Here is a 19,985-nt window from a genome sequence, read left to right as displayed (position 1 = left end):
AGGATAAGGGGACAAACGTCCCCCACCGAACCATCAAGGAGTCACCATGCCCGGCACTCGTCACCTGCTTGTTGCTTCACTTTCCCTGCTCGCCGCCAGCGCCTGCGCCCAGGCGCAGTACGCCTGGGTCGGCACCTACAACCCCAACGGCGAAGGCCTGTACCGCTTTACCGTCGAGGCGAAAACCGGCGCGTTGAGCAACAGAACGCTGGTGAGCTCGTTGCCCAACGTCGCGCAGCTTACCGCTTCGCGCGACGGTAAAACCCTGTACGCCGCCAGCGAAGTGGAAAAGGGCGTGGTGCAGGCGTGGCGCGTTGCAGCGAACGGCGAGCTGACCGAGCTAAACCAGGTCTCTTCCGGCGGGGCCGGGCCGGTTTATCTCTCCCTGACGCCGGACGGTCGCCATCTGCTGGTGGCAAACTACGTTAGCGGCACGACTGCCGTGCTGCCGGTGCAGGAAGACGGTCGCCTGGGCGAGGCGGTGGACGTTCATCAGGATCAGGGACCGGCCGGCGCGGCGCGCCCGGCGGCGGCCGTTGAGGGCAGCTTCGCCATTAGCGACCATAACGGCCCCCACGCCCATATGATCTCGGCCGATCCCAGCGGGAAATACGTTTACTCCACCGATCTGGGGCTGGATCGGATCTATCAGTACCGGATGGACAGCGCCAGCGGCAAGCTGACGCCAAACGATCCGCCGTTTATCTCCGCATCTTCGCCGGGTGCCGGGCCGCGTCACTTTGTCTTCACGCCGAAGGGCGACGGGCTGTGGCTGATTAACGAAGAGTCCTCGACGCTAACCTTCTATCATCTTGATAAGGCCAGCGGCCTGCTGCGCGAGGGCAAAACGATTTCCGCGCTGCCGAAGGGGTATAAAGGCACCAGCTTTGCTGCCGGCCTGGCGCTGAGCGCCGACGGCAGGCAGCTGTACGTGGCGAACCGCCTGCATAACAGCATCGCGCACTTTAGCGTGATGGCGGACGGTAGCCTGAGCCATCAGGAAGATATCTGGACGCGCGGGGACTACCCACGAACGCTCACGCTGGATAATCAGGGGCAGTGGCTGTACGTCATGAACCAGCGTAGCGATAATATTACCCGTTTCAGCGTGGCGCCTCAGAGCGGCAGGCTGACGTTTGCCCCGGACTATACTCCGGTAGGCAGCCCGTCACAGATGGTGATATCCGCTCAACCTTGAGCCGTAAAGATGAAGGAACTGACATGCGATTTCCCAACCAACGTTTAGCACAGCTGTTTAGCCTGCTGCAAAACGAAACGCTGCCGCAGGATGAACTGGCGCAGCGGCTGTCAGTTTCTACCCGTACCGTACGCGCCGATATTACGGCGCTTAACGCGCTGCTGTTGCCCTACGGGGCGCAGTTTCTGCTTATCCGCGGCAACGGATATCGGCTCAACGTTGACGACCCAGCGCTTTACCGGACGCTGGCGGAAACGGCGCCGAAAGCGCAGCATATTCCGCGTACAGCGCAGGATCGCATTAACTTTCTGCTGGTGCGCTTTTTGACCTCCGCCTTCTCGCTAAAGCTCGAAGACCTTGCGGACGAGTGGTTCGTCAGCCGCGCCACGTTGCAGAGCGATATGGTGGACGTGCGCGAACGTTTCCAGCGTTACCAGCTGACCCTCGAGACGCGCCCGCGTCACGGCATGAAGCTGTTCGGCAGCGAAGTGTCGATTCGCGCCTGCCTGACCGATCTCCTGTGGGAGCAGTCGCAGCAGGGGGGATTGCCTCTGCCGGTCGATAAAGGCGGGCTGAGCGCGGAGGTGTCGGAACGGCTGGCGCGCGAGCTGCAGGAGATCCTCACCCGCCACCACGTCCGTCTGACGGATGAAGGCGAGCGCTTTATCCGCCTCTACAGCACGGTGGTGGTGCGCCGCGCCAGCGAGGGCTACCCGCTGGCAGAATTTAGCGCTGAAGATGTGGCCCAGAACGTGCGCGATGCCGCCCGGGAGCTGGTCGGGATGCTGCAGCAGCTGGCGGGAAAGGCGCTCTCCGCGGCGGAAGAGGAGTGGCTGTGCGTGCACCTTGCCGCCCGCCAGGTGCAGGACGTTGATCCGGGCACCATCAGCGCCGATGACGACGAAGCGCTGGTGAACTACATCCTGCGCTATATCAATACCCAGTATAACTACAACCTGCTCGATGACGCCCAGCTGCACGCCGATCTGCTGACCCATATTAAGACCATGATCACCCGGGTGCGCTATCAGATCATGATCCCCAATCCGCTGCTGGATAACATCAAGCAGCACTACCCGATGGCATGGGATATGACCCTGGCGGCCGTCTCCAGCTGGGGGAAATACACCCCCTATGCGATCAGTGAAAACGAGATCGGTTTCCTGGTGCTGCACATCGGCGTCGGCCTTGAGCGTCATTACAATATCGGCTACCAGCGCCAGCCGCGCGTGCTGCTGGTGTGCGATACCAGCAACGCGATGGTGCGGATGATCGAAGCGACCCTGCAGCGTAAATATCCGCAGCTGGAAATTGCCGCCACCCTTTCGCAGCGCGAGTACGAGCAGCTTGAGGCCGTTGCCGAGGATTTTGTTATTTCCACCGTGCGCATCGGTGAAAAGGATAAGCCGGTGGTGACCATCGCGCCGTTCCCGACGGATTATCAGCTGGATCAAATCGGCAAGCTGGTGCTGGTGGACAGAACCCGTCCGTGGATGCTGGATAAGTATTTCGATGAGGCCCATTTCCGGGTGATTGATACCCCCGTCGATCGCCAGACGCTGTTTGCCGAACTGTGCCGGCAGCTGCAGGAGGAGGGTTTTGTCGACGCCGGGTTCTATGACTCCGTTGTCGAGCGTGAGGCTATCGTCAGCACCATGCTTGGCGACGGCATTGCGCTGCCGCACGCCCTTGGTCTGCTGGCGAAAAAAACGGTGGTCTACACCGTGATTGCCCCGAACGGCATAGTCTGGGGCGATGAGACCGCCCACATCATCTTCCTGCTGGCCATCAGCAAAAGCGAGTATGAAGAGGCGATGGCGATCTACGATATTTTCGTGACTTTCCTGCGCGAACGCGCGATGACCCGCCTTGCCGCCACCGGCAGCTTTGACGAATTTAAAACCGTGGCAATGGAGTGCGTCAGCCGCTTTTAAGCGCGGCTAGCGCAGATGATGCACCACCTGGTTGCTGCTGCCGCGCCAGATAAGCATTGGGTCTTTTAAATCCTGCACGAACTTGCCGTCGACCAGCACGTTAATCAGGTCGACCACCGCCATCTGCGCGTCGTTGAGCTCCTCAAGCCTGTAGCCCGTCCACATCCAGATATCCTTCCCGGGACACTCGGCGCGAATGCGCTGCACCAGCGCGAGGATCTCCGACACGTTCTGCGGGTGCAGCGGATCGCCGCCGGAAAGGGTGATTCCCTGGCGCTTAATGCGCGCGTCGTTGAGGTCGGCGATGATGCGGTCGGCCATCTCGGTGGTGAACGGCAGGCCGGAGTTGAGCCGCCATGTGCTCTTGTTATAGCAGCCGGGGCATTCGTGGACGCAGCCTGAGACGAACAGGGTGCAGCGGGTGCCGGGACCGTTGACGATGTCGACCGGGTAGTACTGATGGTAATTCATTTTCGTTTCTCAATTGACGCCATTACTGCGTTGGCTGCGCTCGCTTACCCGGGTCACTTACTTATGTAAGCTCCCCGGGATTCGCTTGCTTGCCGCCTTGTCCTGGCGCCAATTGCTTTGCGAAAAGCGTCGCATTGCCGGGCAATAATACTGTCGAAATTAACCGATCTGCCCGTTACCCAAATGCTTAACGCGGCGTTTAACTTCTTCCTGCTTGCCGGCGTTGAACGGCCGGGCGTCCGGGCTGCCGAGATAGCCGCACACGCGGCGGGTCACCGAGACGCGGGCCGCGTCGTGGTTGCCGCATTTCGGGCAGGTAAACCCTTTGCTGGTGCACTCGAACTCGCCGGTAAAGCCGCACTCGTAGCACTCGTCGATTGGCGTGTTGGTTCCGTAGTAGGGCACGTGCTGGTAGCTGTAATCCCAGACGTCTTCCAGCGCCTTCAGGTTGTGCTGAATGTTCGGGTATTCGCCGTAGCAGATGAAGCCGCCGTTCGCCAGCGGCGGGTAAGGCGCTTCAAAATCGATCTTGTCGTAAGGGTTGACCTTCTTCTCGACGTCGAGGTGGAAACTGTTGGTGTAGTAGCCCTTATCGGTCACGCCGTTGATGACGCCAAACTCGGCGGTATCGAGACGACAGAAGCGATCGCACAGGTTTTCACTCGGCGTGCTGTAGAGGCTGAAGCCGTAGCCGGTCTCTTCCTTCCACTGCTCCACGGCGTCGCGCATGCGTTTGACGATGGCGATGCCTTTCTCACGCAGCGCGTCGCTATCGTACATATGCTGGTTGCCGGAGAGCGCGTTGATGGTTTCGTGAATGCCGATATAGCCCAGCGAAATCGACGCGCGGCCGTTTTTAAAGATATCCGCCACGTCGTCGTCCGCCTTCAGGCGTACGCCGCAGGCGCCTTCCATATACAGAATCGGCGCGACGCGGGCCTTCACCCCTTCGAGGCGCGCAATACGCGTCATCAGGGCCTTACGCGCCAGCTCCAGGCGGCTATCGAGCAGGGTCCAGAAAGCGGCTTCGTCGCCTTTGGCTTCCAGCGCGATCCGCGGTAGGTTAAGGCTGATGACGCCGAGGTTGTTGCGGCCATCGTGAACCTGCTCGCCGTTCTCGTTTTCCCACACCCCGAGGAAGCTGCGGCAGCCCATCGGCGTTTTAAACGAGCCGGTGACCTTCACCACCTGATCGTAGTTGAGGATATCCGGATACATGCGCTTGCTCGCGCACTCCAGCGCCAGCTGCTTGATGTCGTAGTTGGCGTCGCCGAACCGGTGGTTCAGGCCGTCGCGAATGGCGAAGACCAGCTTCGGGAACACCGCGGTTTTGCGGTTTTTACCCAGACCGGCAATGCGGTTGCGCAGAATCGATTGCTGAATCAGACGCGATTCCCAGCTGGTGCCGAGGCCAAAGCCAAAGGTGACGAACGGCGTCTGGCCGTTGGCGGTGTGCAGGGTATTCACTTCGTATTCCAGCGACTGGAAGGCGTCGTAGCACTCTTTCTCGGTACGCGAGCGGGCGTACTCTTCGGCGTTGGGGATCTGCCACTCTTCGGCGATTTTACGATGCTTCTTGCAGCTCTCGGCCACGAACGGCGCCAGCACTTCGTCAATCCGGTTGATGGTGGTCCCGCCGTAAATATGGCTGGCGACCTGGGCGATAATCTGCGCCGTTACCGCCGTGGCGGTAGAGATAGATTTCGGCGGCTCGATCTCGGCGTTGCCCATTTTAAAGCCGTGGGTCAGCATGCCCTTGAGGTCAATCAGCATGCAGTTAAACATCGGGAAGAACGGCGAGTAGTCGAGATCGTGATAGTGGATCTCGCCGCGTTCGTGCGCCTGAACCACGTCGCGCGGCAGCAGGTGCTGGCGAGCGTAGTGTTTGGCCACAATCCCGGCCAGCAGGTCGCGCTGGGTGGGGATCACCTTACTGTCTTTGTTTGCGTTTTCGTTAAGCAGGGAAGAGTTGGTTTGCTCTACCAGGCCGCGGATCTCCTGGTTCAGGCGGCCGCGTTTTTCACGCTCGATATCGCGATCGTGGCGATATTCAATATAGGCGCGAGCCAGCTGCTTCCACGGGCCTGACATCAGCTGATTCTCAACGGCGGTCTGGATTTCGTTAATATCGACCTGAGCCCGATTCTGCATTTGCTGGCTAACGACTTCTGCGACGGTGGCGCAATAGTCTGCGTCATCGACTCCCGCTGCTTTAGCTGCACGCAGAATTGCTTCTTTAATGCGCTCTGACTTGAACGGCACTTTGCAGCCATCTCGTTTCATCACATGCGGTGTCATGATCACTCCATACTTTATAGAACAGGTTATCCACAGAGGCGGAAGGTATACCGAGGTCGCGAGGCGCTATAGCTGCCGCCGTTTTCCTTCGGCTCCGGCCCTTTTTATCCACATCCCACCACCGCCTAAATACGATGGGCTGTGCCGACATAATAGACGATTAATACAATATGTAGGGCCGGGACGCATTTTAAGTTCTACATGTAGTGATTTGCATCAAAGATGTTTGCGATTTTATTGACGCAGGACAAAGTAAAAAGGTGAGAGTACGGATGGTGGGCGCTTGCGCTAAATGTAAATTTATATGCTTAAAAAACAAGCATAAAAATGCCCGGATGCCGCCCGCGCAGGCGGCGGGCATCGCGGCTCAGGCAATCAGCGTATCGTTAAGGAGATCGACCAGCAGCAGCAGGGCGTAGCGGGCCAGCTGCGGGCTATCGGGGAGCGGGATAATCCCGGCGGCCATGTTGGCCAGCGCGTGGTTTTCCGGCGCCAGGGCGATGATGGTTACCCCCTGGGTTCGCGCCTGTAGCGTCGCGCTTTGCAAAATATTGTCCGCGCCGGCGGTGACCAGCACCAGCAGCAGGTGATCGTCGCTCAGCGTCGAGGCCGTCATGCGCATCAGGGCGCTGTCCTGGCACAGGTTGATGGCGATACCGGAGGGCAGCAGCTGGTGCTGCAGCAGCGTGGCCAGCGCGACATCCTGGGCGCCGAGCGCGAAGCAGTGCACGGCGCGCGCGGTCAGCAGGCGAGATTTGAGCTTTTCGACCGCCGCCTCCGAGGTCTGCGCCAGCTGTCGGGTAAGCGTATCGCCAAGATAGCTCAGCCTGTCGCGCCAGGCGGCGGGCAGGGCGTGGCTGTTTGGGCTCACCCAGCTGGTCCGGCGCTCGCTGGCCTGCGCCAGCTGCTTGCGCAGATCGCGAATATCCTCGCAGCCAACGGAGCGGGCGAAGCGGGTGATGGTGGCCGGACTGACGCCGGCGCTGGCGGCCAGTTCATCGATGGACGCGCTGGCGGTAAAGCTCAAATTTTCCAGAATAAACGCCGCAACCCGCGACTCCTGGGTGCTAAAACGCACCAGCCCTTGCTGCAACTGACCTACGATATCCATCCTGACCGTCCCTTTCTCCAGAATATTACGTTGAAAATATTTTTCACTTACCGCCTGTGCCTATTTATAGCATCAGCCCAAGGTATTTCCTATGGTTTCGCCGTTAATCGGACAAACGGCGTGAGCAATAATGATCAAAAATTACGTTTCGATCACATCGGTGAAAATTATTTTCATATAGCCTTCACTTTCACACAATCTTAACAATATATTCGCTGAGGCCCTAACGGGCGAGGTCATAAATCCATCTGGGGGAGAGGTCATGCAACGAATCGTTCTGTGCTGTGCAGCAGGTATGTCGACCAGCATGCTGGTGACGAAGATGAAAGCTGAGGCGCAGCAGCGCGCGCTTTCGCTGGATATCTACGCGGTGGCGGTGGCGGAATTTGAGCGCGAGCTGGCCAACGCCGACGTGATCCTGCTGGGACCGCAGGTGAAATATGAGGCCGGACGCCTGAGCGCGCTGGCCGCTCCGCACGGAAAAGCGGTCGCGGTGATCGATATGGCCGACTACGGCATGATGCGCGGCGCGGCGGTGCTTGATAAGGCGCTCGCGCTGCTTAATCCCTGATTTTTTCTCTTATATCCCGGAACCATCACGCGCGCTCACGTCGACCGCGCGCGGCTTTCTGCATGCCGAAAGAGGTCTCTATGCAAGCACTAAAAATTGCCGTTATTGGCGGCGGCAGTAGCTATACGCCGGAGCTTATTGAAGGAATTATCGTTCGTTATGAACAGCTTCCGGTAACGGAGCTGGCGCTGGTTGACGTTGAATCAGGCAGGGAGAAGGTGGAAATTATCGCCGCGCTGACGCGCCGGATGCTCACCCGCAAGGGGCTGGAGCACGTCATAGTCAGCGTCCATTTTGCGCTGGACGAGGCGATCCGCGGGGCCAGCTTCGTGCTGACCCAGCTGCGCGTCGGGCAGCTGGCGGCGCGGGCCGGCGACGAGCGTCTCGGGCTGAAGTATAACCTGCTGGGCCAGGAAACCACCGGCGTGGGCGGATTCGCCAAAGCGCTGCGCACGATCCCGGTGATCCTTGAGGTGGCGCGCAAGGTTGAGCAGCTGGCGCCGCAGGCGTTTATCCTCAACTTCACCAACCCGGCCGGGATTGTCACCGAGGCGGTGAGCCGCTACAGCAAGGCGAAGATTATCGGCCTGTGCAACGTGCCGATTAATATGCAGCACATGATTACCGGCATGCTGGGCGCGAAAGAAGAAGAGGTTAACCTGCGCTTTGCCGGGCTCAACCATATGGTATGGGTGCATAAAGTGATGCAGGGGCGCGAAGACGTGACCCGCAAGGTGATCGACATGCTGTGCGATGGCAAAGCGCTATCGATGAACAATATTAAAGAGCTGCCGTGGCCGGCGCCGTTCCTGCGCGCGCTGAACGCCATTCCTTGCCCCTATCACCGCTACTTCTGGCTGACGCCGGCGATGCTGGCGGAGGAGATCGCGGCGGCAAAAACCAAAGGCACCCGCGCCGAGCAGGTGATGAAGGTCGAGCAGGAGCTGTTCGAGCTGTACGCCAATCCGGCCCTCGATGAGAAGCCGGAGCAGCTCAGCTTCCGCGGCGGCGCTTACTACTCGGAAGTGGCCGTGGAGTTAATCAACGCGATTCATAACAATCTCGGCAAAGAGATGGTGGTGAATACCCGCAACAACGGGGCGATTCACGGCCTGGACGATGATGCGGTGGTGGAAACCAACAGCATTATTGATGCCCAGGGCGCCCGCCCGCTGACCTTTGGCGCGCTGCCTCCGGCGATGAACGGCCTGACGCAGCAGGTGAAGGCCTTTGAGCGGCTGACCATTGAAGCCGCGGTACACGGCTGTCGCGATAGCGCGCTGCTGGCGCTGGTGACCAACCCGCTGGTGGGCAACGTCACCGACGCGCAGGCGCTGCTGGACGAAGTCTTAACCATCAACCGTCAATGGCTGACGCAATTTAACTGACCGTTATTTCCTTTGGGGATCGTCTCATGTCGAACACTACGTGGATTGAACGTTACGTCATGCCCGCGGCGCTGAAAATCGCCGGGCAAAAGCACGTCCTGTCGGTGCGCGACGGCATTATTTTGAACATGCCGTTTATGCTGATTGGTTCATTTTTCCTGATTTTCGCCTATCTGCCCATTCCCGGCTATGCCGATATGATGAGCGGTCTGTTCGGCGACGTCTGGCGCGATAAAATGCTTTATCCGGTTAAAGCGACCTACGACATTATGGCGCTGATATCGAGCTTCGGCATCGCCTACCGGCTGGCGGAGAAGTACCGCACGCTTGATCCGCTGACCGCCGGGGCCATGTCGCTGGTCGCGTTCGTGATGACGATCCCGCAAAGTACGCTGTTTACGCCGGTGCACGGCGCGGCGGAAGTGGTCAAAGGGGTGATCCCGGTCGGGCTGGTGGGCAGCCAGGGGCTGTTTGTCGCCATCGTTATTTCGCTGTTATCTACCGAGATTTATCGCTTTGTCGCCGGCCGCAACCTGGTGATCCGCATGCCGGACGGGGTACCGCCGGCGGTGGCGAAATCGTTCCTCGCGCTGATCCCCGGATTCTGCGTGCTGGCGGTGGTGCTGGCGCTGCGCCTGATCGTCGAAGCTTCGCCATTCGGCGACATTAACAGCATGATCGCCACCATTATCGGCATTCCGATGCACCACGTCGGTGGTACGCTGCCGGGGATGATCTTCTCGGTTATCCTGATCGGCATTCTGTGGACGCTGGGCCTGCACGGGGATGCCATCGTGCTGGTGTTTATTCAGCCGGTGTGGCTGTCGAATATGTCGGAAAACCTCACCGCGTTCCAGAACGGCCAGCCGATCCCGCATATCATTACGCAGCAGTTTTACGATCTGTGGATTGCTCCCGGCGGCACCGGGGCGCTGCTGGGGCTGGTGCTCTTTATGTTGTTCAGAAGCCGTAGCCAGCAGATGAAGCAACTGGGGAAAATCGCCGCGCCCGGCGCGCTGTTTAATATCAGCGAGCCGATGGTGTTCGGTATTCCGCTGGTGATGAACCCTTATTTTTTCCTGCCGTTTATTCTGACGCCGGTTCTGCTGGTGATTGTCTCCTATACCGCGATGGCGACCGGGCTGGTCGCTCCGCCGGCGGGGATTGCGCTGCCGTTTACCACGCCGATTTTTATTAGCGGCTATCTGGCAACGGGCGGGCATATTTCCGGGACCATTCTGCAGGTGGTGAACCTGACGATTTCGCTGGTGGTTTACTATCCGTTCTTCCGGGCGTGGGATCGCCTGAAGGCGAAAGAGGAGCACGCCTCGACGCGCCAGGAGGCCGGCGGCGCGCTGTCAACGGCCGACAGAGCCTGACGACAAAGGCGGCGCGCTGCGCCAGCCCGGGCTACCGTAACGTAGCCCGGCTAAGCGCAGCGCGAGACCGGGCGTCGCTCTTACGCCTGCAGCCACCACACGGCTTCAAACGGACGCAGGGTCATGGCCGCCGGGCGATTAGCCGCTTCCGCATAGTTGCTCATCAATACCTGCCAGTCGCCCTCCATCTCATCCGGCTGCCAGTTCTGGAATTCACGACTCAGGTTGGCCACCACCACCAGCGTTTGCCCCTGCCACTGCCGGCGATAGCACCACAGAGACGGATGCTCCGCGCAAAGATCGAGATAGTCGCCCCAGGTCAGCACCGGCGTGGTTTTGCGCAACGCGATCAGCTGCTGATAGGCATAAAACACCGAATCAGGATCGGCCAGCGCCGCCTCGGCGTTGATGTCGCGGTAGTTATCGCACAGCGCAATCCACGGTTCGCCCTCGCTGAAGCCACCGTTCTCGCGGCCGTTCCACTGCATCGGCGTCCGGCTGTTGTCGCGGGATTTACTGGCCAGAATCGCCAGCAGCTCGTCGGGCGCCTGCCCCTGTGCCGAACGCTCAATAAACATGTTGTGGCTTTCCACGTCGCGATAGTCGCTGATACGCGAGAAGTGCGGATTGGTCATGCCAATCTCTTCCCCCTGGTAGATATAGGGGGTGCCCTGCATACCGTGCAGCACCATCGCCAGCATTTTGGCCGCCGGAACCCGGTATTCGCCCTCGTCGCCGAAGCGCGAAACGATGCGCGGCTGATCGTGGTTACACCAGAACAGGGCGTTCCACGCCCGATTGTGCATCCCCTGCTGCCAGTGGCTGAACAGCGCCTTCAGCGCCACGTAGTCAGGACGCGCGAGGCTCCATTTTTCGCCCCCGGGATAATCAACCTTCAGGTGATGGAAGTTAAAGGTCATTGACAGCTCGCGGCCGTCCTGCGCCGCGTACTGCTGGCAGTGTTCCAGGGTGGTGGAGGACATTTCCCCGACCGTCATCAGGTTGCGCGGCGTGAAGACGTCGCGGCTCATCTCCTGCAGGAATTCGTGCACGCGCGGGCCGTCGGTATAAAAACGGCGGCCATCGCCCTCGGCGTCAGACGGGAACGTCTGGTCTTTGGAGATCAGGTTGACCACGTCGAGGCGCAGGCCGTCAACGCCGCGGTCGGCCCAGAATTCGCAGACCTTTTTTAACTCCGCGCGCACGGCCGGGTTTTCCCAGTTGAGGTCCGCCTGCTCGGCGGCGAACAGGTGCAGATAGTACTGGCCGCTTTCGGCGTGCCACTGCCAGGCGTTGCCGCCGAACTTCGAGCGCCAGTTGTTCGGCGGGGTGGTGGGCTCGCCGTCGCGCCAGATATAAAACTGGCGGTACGGGCTCTCTCTGTTTAACGACTCGCGGAACCAGGCGTGGGCGGTCGAGGTATGGTTGAAGACCATATCCAGCACGATACGGATGCCGCGCGCTTTAGCCTGCGCCACCAGTTCGTCAAAATCATCCAGCGTGCCGTAGGCCGGATCGATGGCGGTATAGTTCGCCACATCGTAACCGTTATCCACCTGCGGCGAGACGTAGAACGGGGTCAGCCAGATGGCGTCCACGCCGAGCTTGCGCAGGTAGTCGAGCCGCGCGGTGACCCCACGCAGATCGCCGGTACCGCTGCCGGTCGTATCCTGGAAACTCTTCGGATAGATTTGATAAATAACGCCGTTTTGCCACCAGAGGGGAAGGGTATTCATAGTGCTTTCCTGCTACAACGAGGGGGCGCTTTCGCGCCCCGGAAGGAAGATAAAGTCAGACAATCTGCAAGGTGCCCTGGCGGAATTTGCGCTGGTACACGAAGGTCGTGAGAACAATCGGCACGACGACGGCGATAGCCATTGCCAGGCCGTAAACCTGCCAGTAGGTCGGCTGGATGGAGAGGATGCCCGGCAGGCCGCCGACGCCGATCCCGTTCGCCATCACGCCGTTCAGGCCGCACAGCAGCCCGGCGAGGCCGGAGCCGATCATGGCGCAGAGCATCGGGAAGCGGTACTTGAGGTTGATCCCGTACATCGCCGGCTCGGTGACGCCAAGATAGGCGGAGATGGCCGCAGGGACGGAGATTTCACGCTCATTCTGCTTGCGGCTGGCGATAATGATGCCGACCACTGCCGAGGCCTGGGCAATGTTGGAGAGCGCAATTAGCGGCCACACCGGCGTACCGCCCATGCTCTGAATCATCTGCATATCGATAGCCAGCGTGGTCTGATGGACGCCGGTGATCACCAGCGGCGCATACAGGAAGCCGAACAGCGCGGCGCCAATCGGCGCGAAGCTACCGGTCATCAGGTGGCGCACCGCAAAGGCCACGCCATCGCCGATCATGCGGCCGAACGGGCCGATAAAGGCGTGAGCAAGGAACACCGCCAGGATCAGGGAGCACACCGGCACTATTACCAGGTAGAGGTAGTCAGGCACGATGCGCTTCATGCGCGTTTCGATAAAGCCCAGCGCCAGGCCCGCCAGCAGCGCCGGGATCACCTGCGCCTGATAGCCCACTTTAGCGATGGTAAACAGGCCGAAGTTCCACACTTCCGGTACCTGCTGGCCGAGCATATAGGCGTTCATCAGCTGGGGAGAAACCAGCGTGACGCCCAGCACGATGCCGAGGATCGGCGTGCCGCCCATTTTCTTCACCGCTGACCAGCAGATGCCGACCGGCAGATAGAAGAAGATGGCTTCGCCAATCAGCCACAGAAAGTCATAAATCGTTTTCAGCGACGGGTGCATTTGCGCCAGCGTCTGACCGTTGCTCATCGGCAGATCGCCGATCACGTTACGGAAGCCGAGGATCAGGCCGCCGCTGATCAGCGCCGGCAGCAGCGGGAAGAAGATCTCGGCAAAGTGCGAAATCAGCTGCTCGTGCCACTTCATGTTCTGCCGCGCGGCCTGTTTGGCCTGCTCTTTATCAGCAGATGCCTGGCCGGTGGTAGCCAGCAGCGCCTTGTAGTAATCGTCCACGTCCGTGCCAATCACCACCTGGAACTGCCCGGCGTTGGTAAAGCAGCCCTTCACCATGCGCAGCTGCTCAATTTCTTTCGGTTTGGCGATGGCCGGATTATTCAGCACAAAGCGCAGACGGGTAATACAGTGGCTGACGGTGGCGATGTTGTCGCGCCCGCCCACCAGTTCGATTAATTTATCGATGTCCTGCTGATTTACTTTACTCATTGTGAGGCCTCAAAACAGAGGGAAGAGATTGCGTAATGACCTGAGACGAATCCTAACCGCTCCGCTTCGTTTGCAAAATGGGAACGTTCCCGAAACGCAGCCACGATCACATAAATCCTGTCGGCGGGACTAAATCAGCGCCGCGGGAATGACGATTTGACGGGGGTTGGCGTTGCCGGCGATCTGCTCGATCAGCTGCCGCGCCGCCTGGCGTCCGGCCTCGGCGTAGCCCGGATCGACGGTGATAATTTCCGGGTGCAGGAACTTCAGCAGCGGCGTGCTGCCGACGCTGGCGATCTGCAGACCTTCAATGCGCTGTTCCTGCAAATACTTGCTGGCGCCTAGGGCGAGGGTATCGGTGGCGCAAAGCAGGGCGCTGCTGTCGGGGTTGAGGACGCTGGCGACGTTTTCATAACCCTGCTTCATGGCCAGGCCCGGCAGCGCGGCGGTGGGGGAGAGCCGGTGCTGCTGGCAGAAATCGAGATAGGCCTGATGACGGCGCTGGCCGGTGGTGACGTCGCTGTGCGGCACCCCGAGGAAGCTGATATGACGATGGCCGCGATCGTAGAGACGCTGCATCAGCATCCTCACCGCCCCGTCGTCGTCGTAGCAGACCGAGGCAAAGCCCGGCGCGTCGCGGGCCAGCAGCACCAGCGTTTCGCGCCACGGCGTGAGCATCTCTTCGGTAATGCCGGTAAAGCCAAACAGCACCACGCCGTCGATGTGGCGGCGGGCGAGGATCCTGAGGTGCTCGCTAACCAGCGCCGGGGAGAACTGGCTTTCCATCATAATCGGATCGTAACCCTGCTCGTAAAAAGCGGGCAGCATCGTCTGCACGGCGAGGTTTTCTGAAAGCGAGTCCAGACGGGTGACGATAATCGCCACCACCTTGTCGCTCTGGCCGCGCATCGCGCGCGCGGAGCGGGAGGGGGAGAAACCGTACTGCTGCATTACCGCTTCCACCCGCTCGCGGGTGCGCTCGTTAACGCCGCTTTCGTTGTTGAGCACGCGCGATACCGTCGATTTCCCGACGCCGCTTAAGCGCGCGATATCTTTGATGGTCAGCCGGTTTTGCATGCAGGATTCTCGCGGTGGTCCGATTAAATTGAGCCTAATGCTACTCAACCAAACCGCAATGAGCAAAGTCTGGTTTACGTCCGGCGGCCGATCCGCTGACCGTTTGCGCGGCTTATCGCGGCAGGCGTGGCGCCAGGCCGCCGCGGCTATTCCGATACAGATCACATTTTCGCGATTTATTCGCGGGAATTTAACTTTTATATATGAAACCCGGAAAAAGCAACCTAACTATATAGCACTGATATTAAATAATATTTTAGCCATCAATAGCGGTGGATGATTTTTGACTTTTACCCGTAAAAGCGTGGGGCGAGCGGGGGCGAAGATTTTATTTACTCACTCACAAACGGCGGCTTTCGCCCGTATCCTGCCGCGAATTGACGGGATCGCCACATCAATTACACTGCCGCTAACTCTCACCTTTTCTGGAAAATGAGCGCAACGTAATGAAAAAATATCGTAGCCAGACGTGGTTTGGACGCAAGGATAAATCAGGGTTTATTGCCAGAAGCTGGTTAAAAAATCAGGGGCTGCCCAATGATATTTTTGATGGTCGCCCGGTTATCGGGATTTGTAATACCTGGTCTGAATTAACCCCCTGCAACGCGCATCTGCGCGATCTTGCCGAGCAGGTCAAAATGGGCGTTCTCGAGGCGGGCGGCGTGGCTTTTGAATTCCCGGTGATGTCGCTCGGCGAAGCGCTAATGAAGCCGACGACCATGCTGTTCCGCAACCTTGCCAGCATGGATGTTGAAGAGTCGATTCGTGGGAATCCCATTGACGGCGTGGTGCTGCTCACCAACTGCGACAAAACGACGCCATCCTGCCTGATGGGAGCGGCCAGCGTTGATTTACCGACGCTGGTGGTGAGCGGCGGACCGATGCTCAATGGTAAATATCGCGGGGCGGATATCGGTTCCGGCACCGATTTGTGGCAGTTTAGCGAGGACCTGCGTGCGGGCCTCATGAGCCAGGCCGAGTTTGACGAGGTGGAAAACGCGATGTCGCGTAGCCCCGGCGCCTGCAATACGATGGGCACCGCGTCCACCCTCTCCTGCATGGTTGAGGCGCTGGGCATGTCGCTGCCGGGTTCTGCCGCCATTCCCGCCGTTGATGCCGCGCGTAGGCGGGTCTCCCGTCTGTCCGGTCGCCGTATTGTCGAGATGGTGAAAGAGGATCTGCGCATGTCGCAGATCCTGACCCGCGAGGCTTTCCAGAACGCCATCGTCGTCAATGCGGCAATCGGCGGCTCAACCAACTTTATCCTGCACCTTCTGGCGCTTGCCGGGCGCATCGAAGTTCCGCTGACGCTGGAGGATTTTGATCGGTTTAGCCAGAACGTTCCGCTGCTGGCGAATCTGAAACCATCGGGAGAGTTTCTGATGGAGGATTTCTACTACGCGGGCGGCGTTCCGGCGGTTATCGGCCAGCTTACCGACAAGCTGCATACGCAGGTGCTGCAGTGCAACGGCAAAACGCTGGAGGAGAACTACCGCGAGGCGGCGATTTTGAACCAGCGGGTTATCGCATCGCGGCAAAACGCGCTGCTGGATGACGCCGGAACGATTGTGCTGAAGGGCAACCTTTGCGCCGACGGCGCGGTGATAAAGCCTTCGGCCGCAACGCCGGCGCTGCTCAACCATACCGCGCGGGCGGTCGTTTTTGAGAACATTGAAGATTATAACCAGCGCATTAATGACCCGGATCTGGACGTACGGCCCGACGATATTCTGGTGCTGAAGGGCGTGGGGCCAAAGGGCTATCCGGGCATGCCGGAAGTCGGCAACTTTGGCCTGCCGCTGAAGATCCTGCAGCAGGGCGTGCGCGATATGGTGCGCATCTCGGACGGGCGCATGTCGGGCACCGCATTTGGCACGATTGTCCTGCACGTCAGCCCGGAATCGACCATCGGCGGGACCCTGGCGGTGGTGGAGAACGGCGACATGATTGAGCTGAACTGCCGCGAGCGCCGGCTGACGCTGCACGTCAGCGAGAGCGAACTGAGCAGGCGTAAAGAAAACAGACCGCAGGCATATCCGGATTATCCCCGCGGTTACGCCAGCCTTTATATCCAGACGGTACAGCAGGCGCATACCGGCGCCGATCTGAACTTTTTACCGGGTAAATCAGGTAGCGAAATTAAACGTGAACCCCATCCTGAATAATGAACAAAGGAAATTTTATGCGCCACTCCTGGTCCGATGATGAAACGTTATTTGCATTAGCAAAAGAAAAACTCTTTGTTGCATTAGTGGGGGATATTCTGGATTCAATGGGATTACTCCATCAGTTTTTATCCCCGCAGTTAAAACCGATTGATGCCAATATGGTTATTATTGGCCGGGCGATGCCGGTACTTGAGGCGGATTATTTCCAGCAAAGCGCCTCGGGCCATAATACGCTCAGTGAAAAGCCGTTCGGCTTAATGTTTCACGCGCTGGACGATCTGCAAAAGAATGAAGTTTATATTTGTGCGGGCGGCTCGCTACGCTATGCGCAATGGGGCGGGCTAATGTCGACCCGCGCCATGCAGTGCGGGGCGGCTGGAGCCGTTATTCATGGCTACCATCGGGACAGCCATGAAATTTTGGACCTCGGTTTCCCGGTGGCCTCCTTTGGCAGCTACGCGCAGGATCAGGGGCCGCGCGGCAAGGTGGTCGACTGGCGCGTGCCTGTTGAACTGGACGGCGTGCGCGTTGCGCCTGGCGATGTGATTTTTGGCGACCGCGACGGCGTGCTGGTGATCCCGGCGGAGGCCGTGGACGAAGCCTTCCACGGGGCCTTTGAAAAGGCCAAAGGCGAAAATGAAGTGCTGCACGCGCTGAGAACAGGCATGAGTACCGTCGAGGCTTTTGATAAGTTCGGTATTATGTAAGCGTTATTCTATTGCTCTCCGGGTTTTTATTCTGCCATCACGCTTATGTATCGACATCATTATTTGATGAACTAATTAAGGATGCAATTATGTGTTCTGCAGACCGTCGTATTGAAAGAACGACGATAAATAAAATTTCACTGAAAATAATACCGATCATGGTGATGCTCTACGTTATTGCCTATATCGATCGGCAGAATATAGGCTTCGCAAAACTTCATATGGCGGAAAGCCTGTCGTTGAGCGAAACCGCCTATGGTCTTGGCGCATCGTTATTCTTTATCGGCTACTTATTATTTGAAGTTCCAGGCAATATCATGCTGCATAAAGTTGGCGCCCGCTTATGGTTTGCCAGGATTATGCTGACGTGGGGCGCGATTACGGTTTTAATGGCTTTTACCACCAGCGCCAGCATGTTTTACGTTTTACGCTTTTGCCTCGGCGCCGCCGAGGCGGGGCTGTATCCCGGCCTGCTTTATTACATGACCCGCTGGTTTCCTTTGGCGTACCGTCCCCGGGTGGTGGGCTATCTGATTATGGCCAGCCTGGCGGCGAATCTGATCGGGGCTCCGATTAATGGCGCGCTATTAAGCATTCACGGCATATTGAATCTTGAAGGCTGGCAGTGGATTTTCATTGGCACCGGGCTGCCGGCGCTGCTGTTTATTATTCCGGTCCTTTTTTGGCTGCCCGATACGCCGGAAAAGGCCCGCTTTATGACCGCGGAGGAAAAAGCCTGGCTTGGGGCGATGCTGCAGCAGGAACAGAGCCGGGATCGGGATCGCCAGGTGAGCGGCGTGTTGAAAACGTTGAAAGATGCGCGGGTGCTGCTGCTGGCGCTGGTGCTGGGCTTTATTTCCTTCGGCGCCTATGGTCTGAGCTACTGGATGCCAACCATTGTCAAAGGGTTTGGCGTATCCGATATGACCAACGGGCTGATCAACATGATCCCCTGGCTGATGGCGATGCTGCTGCTCTGGTGGATGACGCGCAATCCGGAGCGGACCTCCGATCCGGTGAAAAATATTGCCTTGCCGATGCTGGTGGCCGCTATTTTCCTTGCCGGCAGCGCATTGTTTATCGCCACGCCCTGGCTGAGTTTTTTATGCATAACCTTGGTGATTATGGCTATATTTTCAATTCAGCCCTGCTTCTGGACTCTGACGCGATTTTTAGGCGGCTCGGCGGCAGCGGCCGGATTAGCGGCGATAAACTCGCTGGCTAACCTCGGCGGTTTCTTTGCGCAAAATACCGTTCCGGCGGTACGCGATCTGACGGGGAGCGTCAGCGCTCCGATGTACTATTTAGGCGGATGTATGGCCATCGGCTGCGTGGTGACGCTATTGACGATTCGCTATCTGCACCGGCGCAGCGACGATCGCGATCCCCTGTCCCCTACCGATGCGCCACAGAAAGGAGCGTTATGACCGATTATCGTGCCCCGGCGTTAAGCCGGGGTTTACGCGTACTGGAATATTTGTCGGCGTCGGGCGTCCCTATGACGATGGGGGAGATTAGCCTGGCGCTCAGCCTCTCCTTTAACCATCTGTTCCGGATTATTCAGTGCCTGGAAGAGGAGGGGTACCTCAAACAGGATGCCCGGCGCTATTACCATCTGACCGATAAACTCAGCCTCACCGGCCAGTATCGCTATATCGAGCAGCTGGCGCAGTCGGAACGCTGCCAGCAGCTGATGAAAGACTTCACCTGGCGCACCAATCAGCCCTGCCACCTCGCCGGGCTGCGGGACGATCGGGTGGTGGTTATCGCCCATCGTCATCCGGACTTCACCCCGGCGATTAGCGCCAGAGAAGGGGCGCTACTGCATACCATCCGCTCAAGCTCATCGCTGGTGCTTCTGGCCTTCGCCAGCGACCAGGATAGCTGGCGTTTGATCCGTCATTACGCGCTGGATACGGCGTTACGCGGGGAGATGGTCGAGCAGCTCTCGCGCATAAAATCCCAGGGGTTTGCTGAAATCCCGCACGATCGCATTATTGGGCTGACGTCGGCCTCGTGGCCCGTTTTCGGGCCTGATAGCTACGCCCATGCGGTGATTACCTGCCCGTGGTTCGATCAGCTGCCGGGAGATTATGAAGAGACAAAACAGGCCTTAGGCGAAATGGCGGAGGCGCTGGGCGATGCGCTTGCGGCGCTAATGCGTTCGCGATGCTGAACGCGTGATAAAAAGGCCTGAACGGCTGCGCGTATACGTTTGGTTTAGTTACGCGGGGTTACCATAGCCATAATTGCCACAAATAGATCGCTGGCCGCGGTATAATCCGCGCCGTTTTTACTCACTTACCGGAGATTTTATGGACCCCGATCCCACTCCTCATCCTCGATGGAGTTATACCCCTTTCCGGTAAGCCTGCTTAGCACTGCTTTACCGGAAGCGTAAAGCAGTGACGTCCTTGATGTCCCTGCCATAAAAAAATAATGCCTGACAGGTATGGTTTTACCGTGCCCGTCG

General features: G+C 58.7%; 16 protein-coding genes. 10 read left to right on the top strand and 6 right to left on the bottom strand.

The features are described from left to right. The first annotated feature begins 46 nt into the window (after positions 1 to 46). Positions 47 to 1,198, top strand: coding sequence for a lactonase family protein (locus tag QFI97_RS02510; RefSeq protein ID WP_346430529.1), 1,152 nt, complete (start codon positions 47 to 49; stop codon positions 1,196 to 1,198). A 23-nt stretch (positions 1,199 to 1,221) separates the two neighbouring features. Next, positions 1,222 to 3,132 (top strand): BglG family transcription antiterminator, encoded by a 1,911-nt coding sequence (locus QFI97_RS02505; RefSeq protein ID WP_346430528.1) that lies wholly within the window; start codon positions 1,222 to 1,224, stop codon positions 3,130 to 3,132. A gap of 6 nt (positions 3,133 to 3,138) precedes the next feature. Here the strand turns inward: QFI97_RS02505 and nrdG are convergent, their stop codons facing one another. The 3 genes from nrdG to QFI97_RS02490 all read right to left on the bottom strand — a co-directional run bounded on the left by nrdG (position 3,139) and on the right by QFI97_RS02490 (position 7,012). Further along, entirely contained in the window at positions 3,139 to 3,603 is a 465-nt protein-coding gene (gene nrdG / locus QFI97_RS02500; protein ID WP_095104317.1) for an anaerobic ribonucleoside-triphosphate reductase-activating protein, read from the bottom strand. A 159-nt stretch (positions 3,604 to 3,762) separates the two neighbouring features. Beyond that, entirely contained in the window at positions 3,763 to 5,901 is a 2,139-nt protein-coding gene (nrdD, locus tag QFI97_RS02495; protein WP_095104316.1) for an anaerobic ribonucleoside-triphosphate reductase, read from the bottom strand. A 367-nt stretch (positions 5,902 to 6,268) separates the two neighbouring features. Beyond that, positions 6,269 to 7,012: a MurR/RpiR family transcriptional regulator gene (locus QFI97_RS02490; protein ID WP_041143770.1), complete on the bottom strand. Its 744-nt coding sequence runs from the start codon at positions 7,010 to 7,012 to the stop codon at positions 6,269 to 6,271. A gap of 262 nt (positions 7,013 to 7,274) precedes the next feature. Between QFI97_RS02490 and QFI97_RS02485 the strand changes: the two genes are divergently transcribed. From QFI97_RS02485 to celB, 3 genes are all read left to right on the top strand, one after another. Next, the gene (locus QFI97_RS02485) at positions 7,275 to 7,583 is read left to right on the top strand and encodes a PTS sugar transporter subunit IIB (protein ID WP_095104313.1); all 309 of its coding nucleotides are present in this window, start codon (positions 7,275 to 7,277) and stop codon (positions 7,581 to 7,583) included. An 80-nt stretch (positions 7,584 to 7,663) separates the two neighbouring features. Next, complete coding sequence (locus QFI97_RS02480; protein WP_346430527.1) at positions 7,664 to 8,971, top strand: 6-phospho-beta-glucosidase; 1,308 nt, start codon at positions 7,664 to 7,666, stop codon at positions 8,969 to 8,971. Between the two features lie 26 nt (positions 8,972 to 8,997). Then, on the top strand, positions 8,998 to 10,350 hold the full coding sequence (gene celB, locus QFI97_RS02475) for a PTS cellobiose transporter subunit IIC (protein WP_346430526.1): 1,353 nt from the start codon (positions 8,998 to 9,000) through the stop codon (positions 10,348 to 10,350). Positions 10,351 to 10,430: 80 nt separating this feature from the next. Here celB and treC read toward each other — a convergent pair whose 3' ends face one another. From treC to treR, 3 genes are all read right to left on the bottom strand, one after another. Then, a complete protein-coding gene (gene treC / locus QFI97_RS02470; RefSeq protein ID WP_346430525.1) occupies positions 10,431 to 12,086 on the bottom strand; it encodes an alpha,alpha-phosphotrehalase in 1,656 nt (551 codons plus the stop codon). A 55-nt stretch (positions 12,087 to 12,141) separates the two neighbouring features. Then, positions 12,142 to 13,560 (bottom strand): PTS trehalose transporter subunit IIBC, encoded by a 1,419-nt coding sequence (gene treB, locus QFI97_RS02465; RefSeq protein ID WP_095104306.1) that lies wholly within the window; start codon positions 13,558 to 13,560, stop codon positions 12,142 to 12,144. A 129-nt stretch (positions 13,561 to 13,689) separates the two neighbouring features. Beyond that, entirely contained in the window at positions 13,690 to 14,637 is a 948-nt protein-coding gene (treR, locus tag QFI97_RS02460; RefSeq protein ID WP_095104305.1) for a trehalose operon repressor TreR, read from the bottom strand. Between the two features lie 446 nt (positions 14,638 to 15,083). Between treR and QFI97_RS02455 the strand changes: the two genes are divergently transcribed. The 5 genes from QFI97_RS02455 (at position 15,084) to mgtL (ending at position 19,881) form a co-directional block, all read left to right on the top strand. After that, the gene (locus QFI97_RS02455) at positions 15,084 to 16,802 is read left to right on the top strand and encodes an IlvD/Edd family dehydratase (RefSeq protein ID WP_346430524.1); all 1,719 of its coding nucleotides are present in this window, start codon (positions 15,084 to 15,086) and stop codon (positions 16,800 to 16,802) included. Positions 16,803 to 16,819: 17 nt separating this feature from the next. Next, positions 16,820 to 17,512, top strand: a complete 693-nt coding sequence (locus tag QFI97_RS02450; RefSeq protein ID WP_346430523.1) for an RraA family protein — start codon at positions 16,820 to 16,822, stop codon at positions 17,510 to 17,512. Positions 17,513 to 17,601: 89 nt separating this feature from the next. Beyond that, positions 17,602 to 18,939, top strand: a complete 1,338-nt coding sequence (locus QFI97_RS02445) for an MFS transporter (protein WP_095104300.1) — start codon at positions 17,602 to 17,604, stop codon at positions 18,937 to 18,939. Then, positions 18,936 to 19,688 (top strand): IclR family transcriptional regulator, encoded by a 753-nt coding sequence (locus tag QFI97_RS02440; RefSeq protein WP_095104299.1) that lies wholly within the window; start codon positions 18,936 to 18,938, stop codon positions 19,686 to 19,688. Before QFI97_RS02445 ends, QFI97_RS02440 begins: the two co-directional genes overlap by 4 nt. 139 nt (positions 19,689 to 19,827) lie before the next feature. Continuing rightward, entirely contained in the window at positions 19,828 to 19,881 is a 54-nt protein-coding gene (gene mgtL / locus QFI97_RS23425; RefSeq protein WP_220432789.1) for a mgtA regulatory leader peptide MgtL, read from the top strand. Positions 19,882 to 19,985 lie beyond the last annotated feature (104 nt).

The organism is Klebsiella scottii (assembly GCF_036561945.1).
Classification (GTDB): domain Bacteria; phylum Pseudomonadota; class Gammaproteobacteria; order Enterobacterales; family Enterobacteriaceae; genus Klebsiella; species Klebsiella scottii.
Note: the sequence above shows the minus strand (reverse complement) of the source record. Positions and strands in the feature narration are given on the sequence as shown.